Raw genomic sequence first — 5,849 nt, 5'->3', positions numbered from 1 at the left:
GCCTAGACCTGGAACCCCGCGTGCTGTTCGGTGCACCGCCCGTCCGAACGCCGTTCTGAGTGTCCGTTAGGGGATGGGCTACTGCAGCAAGTCGATCATGCTCGGTCGTGGACCAGCGCCAGGCGTTGAGCTGCGGGTCGCTATCCAAGTGGTGCGTCGTCGTCTCGGCGATGAGTTCCGCGAGCCCGCGGAGTCTGAACTGTCGGCCGGCGTAATCTCGCCACCGGTGTCCGGGGTCCGCGGACTGCCGCTCACCCCCGACGACTTCCTGCGCTGACGGCGGGATCCGGGAGTTCGGCGTTCGGTGACCCGAGGCCCGGCGACACGGGATCCGGCGGCCCGGGGTCCTGTGGCGCCGGATACCGCACGGCTGCGGGAAAGCAGCGCAGCAGTGCGGCGAGCCGCGCGGTATCGCCCGCCACCTCGGTGTCTGCCCGCTCGACGGCGTCGTGCAGCGCCGCACCAGCGAACACCAGATCGCGCAACGTCGCCGCCTCCGGCACGTTCAGCCACGCCTCGGGTTCGGCGTGCTCACCGCGGTCCAACTCGAGGCGCCCGCCCGCAACGGTGATGCGGAACCGATCGCCCGCGACGTCCAGCTGGCAGCGCAGCGACAGCTCACCCGCCAGTGCCGGATCGAAGGTGGCGCGCAGGGCGAACAGCAGCGCGTCGACGCTCAGTTCCGCCGCGCCGTCCTCGGGCAGCGGTGCGCGGCTGCCCCACTGGGCGAGCGCGCGGAGCACGGGCTCCAGTTCCTGCCCGCGCTCGGTGAGTTCATACACGGCGGCGGACGCAGGCGGTCCCAGGCGCCTTCGCCGCACCAGGCCGTCGGCTTCGAGCTCGCGCAACCGCTGCGCGAGGACGTTCTGGCTCATCTGCGGCAGCCCGCGGTGCAGGTCGGAGTAGCGCTTCGGGCCGAAGACCAGCTCCCGCACGACGAGCAACGCCCACCGCTCGCCGACCGCGTTCAGCGCTCGCGCGATGCCGCAGGGGTCGTCGAACAGCCGCTTCTTGCTCATGCACCCGAGTGTACTTGCACATCAGGTGTGAATGCTACTAAATTAGGAGTATAAACACTGTGACCTCCGTCGACGGCACCACCATCGGCTACACACGGCACGGCGACGGGCCCCGGTGATCCTGGTCGGCGGCGGTCTCGACGACGGAACGGAGAACGCCCCACTCGCCGAGGCGCTGGCCGCGCACCGCACCGTGCTCAACTAATCCGTTCGCAACACCGAGAGAAGGAATCGAACCCATGGGAAAGCTCGCGATCGAGACGAGAGGGTTGAAGAAGAGCTTCGGCAAGACCCACGCGGTCGCCGGTGTGGACCTGGCCGTGAGCGCCGGGGGCGTGTACGGCGTGCTCGGTCCGAACGGGGCGGGCAAGACCACCGCGATCCGCATGCTGGCCACGCTCCTGCACCCCGACGCCGGAGAGGCGCAAGTGCTCGGCTACGACGTCGTGCGTGACGCCCGGGCGGTGCGGAGCAGGGTGGGCCTCACCGGGCAGTTCGCGTCGGTCGACGAGGACCTCACCGGGGTGGAGAACCTGTTGCTGCTCGCCAGGCTGCTCGGCTACTCACGCCGCCGAGGCAGGGAGCGGGCGGCCGACCTGCTCGACGCGTTCGGTCTTGCCGAGGCGGCCGACCGGCAGGTGAAGAAGTACTCCGGCGGGATGCGCCGGCGCATCGACATCGCGGCGAGCCTGGTCGTCACCCCCGAACTGATCTTCCTCGACGAGCCCACGACCGGGCTCGACCCGCGCAGCAGGAACCAGGTCTGGGAGATCGTCAGGGGCATGGTCGCCGAGGGCACCACCGTGTTGCTGACCACGCAGTACCTCGACGAGGCCGACCAACTGGCCGACCGGATAGCGGTGATCGACCACGGGAAGGTGGTCGCCGAGGGCTCGAGCGGCCAGCTCAAGGCATCGGTCGGCGCCGGCTCGCTGCACGTACGGCTACGTGCGCCCGAGCAGCGGGCCGAGGCCGAACGGGTCCTCGCCGGCGTCCTCGAGGTGCAGGTCGAGCCCTCCGCCGACCCGGCCGCGCTGTCCGCAAGGATCTCCGACCCCGAGCGGGTCGCCCGTTCCCTGGCCGAGCTGTCCCGCAGCGGCATCGACGTCACCGAGTTCGCGCTCGGTCAGCCGAGCCTGGACGAGGTGTTCCTCGCCCTGACCGGACACGCCGCCGAGGAGACACCCGAGGAGGATGCCGCATGAATGCCACGTCCGCAGAGCAGGCGTCGGCGCCGGTCACCGAGGACGCGCTGCGCAGTGTGCTGGCCGGCGAGCGGCCGTCTAGCCCCGGTCCGGTGCTCACCTCGTTGACATTCGGCTGGCGCGCTTTGCTGAAGATCAAACACGTCCCGGAGCAGCTCGTCGACGTGACCATGTTCCCGATCATGTTCACGCTGATGTTCACCTACCTGTTCGGTGGCGCGCTCGCCGGGTCGACTCAGGAGTACCTGCAGTTCCTGCTGCCCGGCATCCTGGTGCAGGCGAACGTCATGATCACCATGAACACTGGCATTACGCTGAACACCGACATCCAGAAGGGGGTGTTCGACAGGTTCAGGTCACTTCCGGTGTGGCGACCGTCGCCGCTGGTCGGCGCCCTGCTCGGCGATGTGATGCGCTACTCGATCGGGTCGGCGATCGTGATCACGCTCGGCCTGGTCCTAGGGTTCCGGCCGGAGGGTGGCGCCGTCGGGGTGGTGCTCTCGGTGGTGCTGCTGCTGGTGTTCTCGTTCTGCCTGTCGTGGCTGTGGACGATGCTCAGCCTGATCCTGCGCACGCCGAACTCGGTGGCGGGGGTCAGCATGATGGTGATGTTCCCGCTGACGTTCGTGAGCAACATCTTCGTGGACCCGAAGACGATGCCCGGGTGGTTGCAGGCGGTCGTCGAGGTCAACCCGATCACCCACCTGGCGACCGTGGTACGCGGCCTGATGCACGGCTCGGTGCCCGCCGGGGAAATCGGCTGGGTGCTCGTCTCGTCCGTACTTCTCGTCGCGGTCTTCGGTCCCATCACCATGGTCCTCTACCGCAACAAGAAGTAGATGCCGCTACCGCGAGCACTTGGTCGAAATCAACTCCGACAACCCGGCCCACTCGGCCAACGCCATCACCGGTACCAAGCCCGGAACTCCCGAAACTGGCCCGAAGTGCAAGTGACGGAGGGGGCAGCCCACGTCGGTGTGAGCTGGGTTTACACCGGTGCTTTAGGTTCCGGGGTCATGCGGGACAAGATGGGGACACGACAAGGAGAGACGATGAGCGAGCTGACCACCACGCAGCCGGCTGGCACACCGACCTGGATCGACCTGGGCATCCCGGATCTCGACCGCGCGATGACCTTCTACGGCGCGTTGTTCGGTTGGGAGTTCGATGTGGGACCGGCGGAGTTCGGCCACTACACCCAGTGCTTGCTACGGGGCAGACCCGTCGCGGCCATCAGGCCGAACCCCGATCCCGACGCCACGGACTTCTGGTGGAACGTCTACTTCGCGACGGATGACTGTGACGCCGCGGCCGCCCGAGCGCGGGACGCGGGCGGCTCGATCATCACCGGTCCGATGGACGTGCTGGACCAGGGCCGGACGGCGATCATCAAGGACACCACCGGTGCGCAGTGTGGACTGTGGCAGGCCGGTGCCCACATCGGCTGCGAGATCGTCAACGAGCCGAACGCCCTGCTCCGCAACGACCTGGTCACCGCGGAATCCGGGCCCGCGCGCGACTTCTACGTCGCGGTCTTCGGCTACACGTTGGATGCCAACCCGGACATGCCCGAGCTCGACTTCACGTTCCTGCGCAGACCGGATGGCCACGAGATCGGCGGCATCGCCGGTGACCCAAAGGCCACGAAGTCCCGTTGGGGGACCTTGTTCCAGGTGGACGACGCCGATGCGGCGGCGCGGCGAGCGGTCGACGCGGGTGGGACCTCGGCCGAGCCCTACGACATGATCTACGGGCGGGTCGCGAACATCACGGACCCGTTCGGCACGGAGTTCGATGTCGGTGCGGCGATGACGAGCTGAACCGGCGGTCAGCTGGCCGAGTGGTCGAGCTCGGCAAGACGCGCGTGGATGTCGTCGGTGTGGACCTCCTCGACAAGGTGAGACCGAGGTCGGCCAGGCACCATAGTCAGGGTGGACGTGCCTGCACCGCCCATCGGCATCGCCTGCTTCAATCACACGGGCGATCACCGCCGTGGTCCCGGATCGTCACCGTACCCGACACGGCCCTGTGATCATCGTCACAACGGGTCTCATGTTGCTGTCCCTTGCGACGGTCTTGTTGCGGCGAGGTAATGCCCGATGGGATCGATGCGGATGACGGCGCCGGTGTAGGGGGCGTTGATCATCTGCGTGCTGGAGTGGTCGGCACAGGACTTGGTCGCGTCGTGGACGCTGGTGGGCAACAAGACCGGTGCGACGCGGCTTGCCTTCGCGGTGTTGTTGAAATTCTTCGAGATCGCGGCGCGGTTCCCGAGCGTGGGCGGGTGAGGTGCCGCCGTCCGCGGTGGCGTACTTGGCCGAGCACCTGCACGTCACCGCGGACGCATTTCTCGTCGACCGCTTCTACGTCGCCCTCTCGGACGGCGCCCCGCGGCCGTCGCCACGCTCACCGAGCAAAGCAGGAGTGCTTCCCGCCGAAGTGGCGGGAGATCCGGCACCATCTGGGACTCATCCACGGCACGATCAGCTACCTGGTGATCCGTAGCCAGTTTCTCGGTGGCCTTCCCGACGCACAGGAGGGCCTCGCCGAGATCGGGTTCGTAACTACTCACCCCACCTACCAGGGACGCGGGGTGGCGACGGCTCTCATGCAGCACCTGCTGGCTCTGCCCGGCTACGAGGAGTACGTCCTACGGGACATCAAGGACACAAACACGCCTGCCCTCAAGCTGTACGCCAAGCTCGGATTCACAAAGTACGAGCGTCGATCCGTCCGCTTCGCACGACGCGCAGGTTTCTCGACCTACGTCTCGCTGAGACTTATGCAGACCACCTGACCGAGACATCCGGCTGCCAGCGAGGTTCGGAGAACGACACTGGTAGCAGCAACATGAACTGCGTCCGCTGAGGAACCCCTTACGTACACTCGGTAGCGGCGCAGCCCGATCGCCCTGACCGTGACCTGCGGTGTTGCAGTAGACCCGTACGGTGAAAATCCCGATTGTCGGGGGCTAACCGTACACTCCGGGCCATGCCCGAGACCATGATCGGCTACGCCCGCTGCTCCACCGACGAACAAGACCTCACCGCCCAGCAACAGCGGCTAATCGAACTCGGCGTATCACCGGAGCGGGTCTACCTCGACCACGGGTTAACCGGCACCAACCGTGCCCGCCCCGGCCTTGACCAGGCGCTGGCCGCGGTCCGGGTCGGCGACACCTTGGTCGTCCCGAAACTCGACCGGCTGGCCCGCTCCGTGCCCGACGCCCGCGCGATCGGCGACGACCTCGCCGCCCGCGGCATCAAGCTCTCCCTCGGCGGACAGGTCTACGACCCCACCGACCCCATGGGCAAGATGTTCTTCAACATCCTCGCCACATTCGCCGAGTTCGAAGTCGACCTACTGCGGATGCGCACCCGGGAAGGCATGGCTGTGGCAAGAGCGAAAGGCAAGCTCCGCGGGAAACAGCCCAAGCTCTCACCCAAACAACGGCGCGAACTCGTCCGCATGGCCGGCACCGGCGAATACACCATCGCCTGTCAACGACGGCCGAATCCTGACCCCCTGACGACGTCTGAATCGTGACCCCCTGATGTCGTCGTCGGTTACTGCTCGTGCTCAGATCGGGCCGGCGGAACCCGGCCCAGATCGCGGTTCTTCAGCC

General features: G+C 67.2%; 7 protein-coding genes. 6 read left to right on the top strand and 1 reads right to left on the bottom strand.

Going from position 1 to position 5,849, the window contains the following annotated elements; translation table 11 throughout:
- Positions 1 to 251: 251 nt before the first annotated feature.
- A complete protein-coding gene (locus tag GUY59_RS45680) occupies positions 252 to 1,019 on the bottom strand; it encodes a winged helix-turn-helix transcriptional regulator (RefSeq protein WP_171055638.1) in 768 nt (255 codons plus the stop codon).
- A 239-nt stretch (positions 1,020 to 1,258) separates the two neighbouring features.
- On the opposite strand from GUY59_RS45680, the gene GUY59_RS45670 reads away from it, so the two are divergent.
- From GUY59_RS45670 to GUY59_RS45650, 6 genes are all read left to right on the top strand, one after another.
- On the top strand, positions 1,259 to 2,224 hold the full coding sequence (locus GUY59_RS45670) for an ATP-binding cassette domain-containing protein (protein ID WP_138208584.1): 966 nt from the start codon (positions 1,259 to 1,261) through the stop codon (positions 2,222 to 2,224).
- The gene (locus GUY59_RS45665; RefSeq protein ID WP_129669240.1) at positions 2,221 to 3,063 is read left to right on the top strand and encodes an ABC transporter permease; all 843 of its coding nucleotides are present in this window, start codon (positions 2,221 to 2,223) and stop codon (positions 3,061 to 3,063) included. The genes GUY59_RS45670 and GUY59_RS45665 overlap by 4 nt, the downstream gene beginning before the upstream one ends.
- A 213-nt stretch (positions 3,064 to 3,276) precedes the next feature.
- A complete protein-coding gene (locus GUY59_RS45660; RefSeq protein WP_132158603.1) occupies positions 3,277 to 4,044 on the top strand; it encodes a VOC family protein in 768 nt (255 codons plus the stop codon).
- Positions 4,045 to 4,374: 330 nt separating this feature from the next.
- Entirely contained in the window at positions 4,375 to 4,512 is a 138-nt protein-coding gene (locus GUY59_RS48095; protein ID WP_171055637.1) for a hypothetical protein, read from the top strand.
- The gene (locus GUY59_RS45655; protein WP_201762131.1) at positions 4,509 to 5,021 is read left to right on the top strand and encodes a GNAT family N-acetyltransferase; all 513 of its coding nucleotides are present in this window, start codon (positions 4,509 to 4,511) and stop codon (positions 5,019 to 5,021) included. Before GUY59_RS48095 ends, GUY59_RS45655 begins: the two co-directional genes overlap by 4 nt.
- 194 nt (positions 5,022 to 5,215) lie before the next feature.
- On the top strand, positions 5,216 to 5,770 hold the full coding sequence (locus GUY59_RS45650) for a recombinase family protein (RefSeq protein WP_138208583.1): 555 nt from the start codon (positions 5,216 to 5,218) through the stop codon (positions 5,768 to 5,770).
- The last annotated feature ends 79 nt before the right edge of the window (positions 5,771 to 5,849 follow it).

This window comes from Nonomuraea sp. K271, from assembly GCF_009908215.1.
Taxonomy (GTDB): Bacteria; Actinomycetota; Actinomycetes; order Streptosporangiales; family Streptosporangiaceae; genus Nonomuraea; species Nonomuraea longispora.
The sequence above is the reverse complement of the archived record's forward strand: the minus strand, read 5'-3'. Positions and strand labels throughout refer to the sequence as shown.

Coding starts and splice junctions, on each gene's coding strand:
- GUY59_RS45680 (WP_171055638.1), bottom strand. CDS start 1,019: ATGAGCAAGAAGCGGCTGTTCGACGACCCCTGCGGCATCGCGCGAGCG.
- GUY59_RS45670 (WP_138208584.1), top strand. CDS start 1,259: ATGGGAAAGCTCGCGATCGAGACGAGAGGGTTGAAGAAGAGCTTCGGC.
- GUY59_RS45665 (WP_129669240.1), top strand. CDS start 2,221: ATGAATGCCACGTCCGCAGAGCAGGCGTCGGCGCCGGTCACCGAGGAC.
- GUY59_RS45660 (WP_132158603.1), top strand. CDS start 3,277: ATGAGCGAGCTGACCACCACGCAGCCGGCTGGCACACCGACCTGGATC.
- GUY59_RS45650 (WP_138208583.1), top strand. CDS start 5,216: ATGCCCGAGACCATGATCGGCTACGCCCGCTGCTCCACCGACGAACAA.